Here is a 1,494-nt window from a genome sequence, read left to right on the forward strand (position 1 = left end):
GATGCCATCGACGATCAGATTGAACCAGGCTCCGAAATTGATGACCCAGTCAGAGGGAGAGTACTCCGAGGCCTGTCCCCCCGTGGGGTTGTTGTGCACCGTGCAGTTCCAGCATCCCGGAACACCACAGTGGCGGTGTCCGACCTCGCCGCAGCCGGCGTGCGCGACACCAAACCAGGTTCCAGTGCTCTGATCGAAGCTCCTCATGTGAAACTGCCAGTCAGCCATGTGTCCAACCTCTTTCTCGGATGTAGTTGCGTGCGCCTGAAGCGATGCCAGGCGCAATCAATCGCTCACTTCTGTTCCCACTCGTCGACGCGCTCAAGGAGCGGAGGGCTGCTTCGTGAAGGTGCGAGGTGGGGCCCACCAGTTGCTGTCCATCGTGATGCTGACTTCAGTGAAGCGGCATTGCATGTGGGGTGCCAGCCCGCTCGCGGCAAGCCATCCTCTAGGCCAAGGGCGCGGGCCGGCCTCGCTTCGCGCCTTGGCGTGTCAACTCAAAGCGCTGACACGTCATTCTGGGAGGGTGACACGTCAGTTCCGGGCGGACACGTCGAGCCATCATCAGCAGGGGGACCTGTGTGGCACCCGCTGCTCCAGCGCTCGTCAGGCGCCCTGCTCACGCTCCTCCGGGCAGCCTCGCCCATGGCACGGTGGCGCTCCAGGGGGCCTCCCAAGTGCAGCACGCCTGTCTTCGTGTGGGCCAGGACGTACACGATGAGCACCGCGTCAACCCCCGCCGCGCAGCTCGACGATGCGGCCCGTTACCTCGGCCAGATGCGGGCGCACCCTGGGGGCGCTCACCAACGCCCTCAAGGACGGGGGAGGCCATCCCGTGTCCATCCGTGTCGCGGACAGCGGTGGGTGGGCCCGGCTGGTGGTGAGGGACGAGGGCATCGGCATCGAGCCGGACGTGCTGCCCCGCCGTTCGAGCGGGGCGTGTCGGAGCGGCACGACGGCGGGCTGGGGCTGGGGCTGTACGTGACGCAGCAGGTATGGGGGGCACCATCTCCGCCGAGAGCACTCCTGGCCAGGGCGCCACCTTCACGCTGGAGCTGCCGCGGGTGCCAGTGCCCGATGCCCCCTGAGGCGGGGGCGCCTGGGGCCGCCAGGATTGCCAGTCAGTTATGCGCCTCGGTGGGCGCGACCAGGTGCTCACCCCGGGCGTGCTCGCGGGCGTGGTGCGAGGAGAGGAACCGGCGCACCAGGGAGCGTGTCAGCAGTCCACACCGCTGGCCCTCCTCCGTCGCCTGGACGGGCAGCGCGTCCACGTCCTCCTGGTCCATCAGGACGAGCGCGTGGGCCAGGTTCGTGTCGGGGGTGAGCAGGGGCACCTTGCGGGCCAGGTCGCTGGCGACGAGCATGGGGTGCAGCTCCTCGTCGCGCCAGATGTCGCGGAACTGGTCCACCTGGACGATGCCGTAGAGCTGCCCGTTCCCATCGAGCACGGGCAGGGTGCCGCTCTCGGTGGTGAGCACCTGGTCCATGAGGGGG

3 protein-coding genes are annotated in these 1,494 nt (G+C 68.1%); 1 reads left to right on the forward strand and 2 read right to left on the reverse strand.

Annotated features, from left to right (window positions below; all coding sequences use genetic code 11):
* Window positions 1–228, reverse strand: a 228-nt coding sequence (locus Q664_RS61610; RefSeq protein WP_235217030.1) for a hypothetical protein, incomplete at its 3' end; no start/stop codon positions are given.
* Between the two features lie 526 nt (window positions 229–754).
* On the opposite strand from Q664_RS61610, the gene Q664_RS37295 reads away from it, so the two are divergent.
* Entirely contained in the window at window positions 755–985 is a 231-nt protein-coding gene (locus tag Q664_RS37295) for an ATP-binding protein (RefSeq protein ID WP_043407179.1), read from the forward strand.
* 136 nt (window positions 986–1,121) lie between these two features.
* On the opposite strand, the gene Q664_RS37300 is transcribed toward Q664_RS37295, so the two are convergent.
* The coding region (locus Q664_RS37300; RefSeq protein WP_152622567.1) for a CBS domain-containing protein at window positions 1,122–1,494 on the reverse strand (373 nt) is incomplete at its 5' end.

The sequence above is a fragment of the Archangium violaceum Cb vi76 genome (assembly GCF_000733295.1).
Lineage (GTDB): Bacteria > Myxococcota > Myxococcia > Myxococcales > Myxococcaceae > Archangium > Archangium violaceum.